General features: G+C 55.9%; 2 protein-coding genes. Both read right to left on the reverse strand.

Annotated elements, in window-relative coordinates:
* Window positions 1-231: 231 nt before the first annotated feature.
* Window positions 232-1,983: an ABC transporter ATP-binding protein gene (locus GX466_00005; protein ID NLH92601.1), complete on the reverse strand. Its 1,752-nt coding sequence runs from the start codon at window positions 1,981-1,983 to the stop codon at window positions 232-234.
* The coding region (locus GX466_00010; GenBank protein ID NLH92602.1) for an ABC transporter ATP-binding protein at window positions 1,976-3,463 on the reverse strand (1,488 nt) is incomplete at its 5' end. The genes GX466_00010 and GX466_00005, both read right to left, overlap by 8 nt.

Here is a 3,463-nt window from a genome sequence, read left to right on the forward strand (position 1 = left end):
CCAGCCTTTGACATCATCTCAAACGAGTGTAGATGTGTTGTCTGGCCGTTAAGGCCCTAACCCGTGTTCCGGACTCGCCTCCCGCATAATGCCCGCACTTGATGCGAGTATCTTACGAGAGGCGTAAGAGGGGGATGGACACAGGCGCTAAGGGTGTGGCTGGCAGGCCATGGCGGAGGCCAAGTTTGTAGCCCCTGAAATCATTACTGCTCGGGAGTTAAGGGGCAAAGCTTACTTCAGGTGTTCGTGCAGGAAGTCGTGGTATTCCTTGTTGTTGAATACCAGTTCGTCGTGGGTGCCTTGGTGCGCGTGGCCCAGGTCGTCGATGAATAGCACACGGTCAACGTAATGCAAGGTGGAAAGCCGGTGCGAGATCACGATGGCGGAGATGCCGGGATAGTGTCGGTCGATATCCTGCCAGAGTTTTTCCTCGTTCTCGGCGTCTAGCGAAGCCGTGATATCATCTAAAATAAGCAGTTGTGGCCTTTTGATGAGCGCGCGGGCGATGGTGATGCGCTGTTTCTGTCCTCCGGAAACGCCCAGTCCGCGGCTTCCCACGCGGGTTTCATCCCGCTCCGGGAATTCCGCGATCTCCTCTTCCAATTGTGCCGCTTTCACGGCGGTGCGGTATTCCTCTTCGGAAGCGCCGTCCACAGCAAAGAGCACGTTTTCCTTCACGGTTCCGGTAAAGAGCAGCGGATCCTGAGGCACGTAGGCGATCAGGTTTCGCAGAGCCGTGAGGTCGATGTCTTCGATGGGGACGCCGTTCACGGTGATGGTTCCGGAATCGGGACGCAGCAGGCCCAGCAGCAGATTGGCCACGGTGGTCTTGCCGGCGCCTGTGGAGCCCAGGATCAGCAGGCGTTCGCCGTCTTTCAGGTCAAAGCTGCAGTCCTTGATGGCGGGCTCGTTTTTTCCCGGATAGGTGCAGGTGACCTTGTCGAAGCGCAGTTCCTTGATCTCATCAGGCTTAGCGGTGCCCGTCCAGTCTGAGTTGAAGCTGGGAAAGTCCTTCATTTCCTCCAGGCGGTCGATGTTCACGAAGGCCTGTTTACCCGATACGAAGAGCTGCGGCAAATCGAGCAGCGGATAGATCATCATGCTCAGGTAGGTGTAGAACATGTAGAAGGCGCCAACGCTGATCCTGCCTTTCACGGCCATGTAGCCGCCGAAGATGATGACGCCGATCTGGGCAAAGTAGTCGATGTATTCATAGATGAGGTGCAGCACAGCATTGAGCTTCACCACGCCCATCTCGGTTTTGAAGCGCCGGGCGAGGGCGAGGTCGAAGAAGCGGTTGTATTTTTCCTCGCTCACAAAGGCTTTTACGATGCGGATGCCGGAAAAGCTCATCTCCAACTGGCTGTTGATCTCGCTGATGGCCTGCTGGTTCAGCTCGAAATTGCGGTAGAGCTTGTCCGAGGTGAAATAGAAGACCACCATCATCAGCGGCAGCGGCGCTATCGAAAGCAGGGTTAGCTTGGGGCTGATGCTGAACATCACCGCCAGAGTGAACATGATGAGAGAAAAGGAATTAACCGCCCGGAAGATGCCGGAACACATGAACCAGCTTATCTTGGAGTAATCGGTAAGGTCGTCAGTAAGCCGCGTAACCACGTCCCCGGTGCGGAATTTCTGGAAGAAGCGGAAGTCCTTGCCGAGGATGAACTTGAAATAGAACATGCGCAGCATGTTTTCGAAGCGGATGTTCACCCAGCCGCGGACAGCGGGGTAAAAGCCGGTCACAAGCTGCGCCGCGCCCAACCCCAGCATGATCCAGATGATGCGGTTCACCTCCGCCATGGGCTCCGGATATTTGTCCGGCGAGGCCAGGATGCCCTTCAGCAGGTCGATCAGCCTGCCAAACACGATCGGATGGGCAATGGCAACCGCGGAGCTGCCCAGCGTGAAAAGCAGCATGATGAGCAGAAACCACTTCTGCGTCATCCACTTGTTCACGATCCAGCGAACGTGCTTATTCACCCGCGGCCCCCGTCCCTATCAACTGCAGTTCCACCAGCTTGCGGTATTCCTTCGAGCTTTGCATCAGTTGTTGATGCTTGCCGCGGTGGATGATCTCGCCTCCGTCGAAGAAGAGGATTTCGTCAGCGTCCAGAACCGAGGTGAGGCGATGGGCCACCACCACGGCGGTTTTATTCGACAAAACGGTTTCCATGCTGTGCTGGATCTTGGCTTCGGTATGGGGGTCAATGGAGGCGGTGGCCTCGTCCATGATGATCAGTTCCGCCTCGAAAGCCAGGGCCCGGGCAAAGCTGATAAGCTGTTTTTCTCCTTGGGAAACGTTTTGCCCGCGTTCCGCCAGCTCGGAATCCAGGCCGAGGTTCTGCCCGCGGATGAATTCGTCCAGCTGCACGATGTTAATGGCTTCGCGCACTTTGGCTTCCGGCACCGCGTCATTGTAAACACGCACATTTTCCAGAATACTGCCGGGGAAGAGGAAGATGTCCTGCAGGATCAACCCGATTTTGCGGCGCCAGGCCCGGAATTCTATTTCGCTCAGGGGCACGCCGTCGATGAGGATGCGGCCTTTGTTCACGGGATAAAAGCCGCAGAGCAGGCTCACAGTGGTGGTCTTGCCGCTGCCGGAAGCGCCCACCAAGGCTATTTTCTGCCCTTTGGGAATGGTGAAGGAAACGTCCTTGAGCACCCAGTCCTCGTTCTTATAGGCGAACCAGACGTTTTCGAAGCGGATCTCGGATTCGAAGGAGGGCAGCTTGGTTCCTGTGAAAAGCTCTTCCTCGGATTGCAGGCTGGTTAGTTCCAGAATGCGTTTCAAGCTCACAAAAGCCCGCTGGATCTGCATCACATTCTCGGAAATCTGCATCAGCGGCCAGATCATCCGGAAGAAGTAGTCCACAAACACGATCAGGGTGCCCAGAGTCACCGTCCCGGCGATGATCCGCGGCGCGGTGAGCTTGATGATAACCACCAGCAGCAATACCTCGAAGATAAGCATGAAAAGGCTCTGGGATCCGTATTCGGTGAAGGAGGTACGGGTTTCCAGCCTGTATTTGTCGGTGGAGGCGGCCTTGAGGTCCTCGAAAACCTTTTTCTGCTGGTTCAGCGCCTGGATGATGGGCATGCCCTGCACGTAATCCGTGATCTTGGCTGTCACCAGAGCGTTCTTTTCCCTGATCAGGCGGTAGAATCTGGAAAGGTATTTGATGAGGAAATAGTAGCCCACGATCGCCACGGCCATCATCGGCAGAATACAACTTGCCACTTTCCAGTCGCGCAGGAACATCACCACAAAGACGCCAAGGAAAAAGAGCAGGTTGCCGATAATACGGATGGAAAGCTCTGAAAACAGCGCTTTCACGCGCTCCGCGTCCGATTCCACCCTCGCGATAAGTTCCCCCACTTGCTGGCGGCTGAACCATTCCACAGGCAGGGTGAGCAGATGGCGGAAAACCCCGGCCTTGAACTTGGTGATGATTTTCAC

It is taken from the genome of Candidatus Cloacimonadota bacterium, from assembly GCA_012516855.1.
In the GTDB taxonomy this organism is placed as follows: domain Bacteria; phylum Cloacimonadota; class Cloacimonadia; order Cloacimonadales; family Cloacimonadaceae; genus Syntrophosphaera.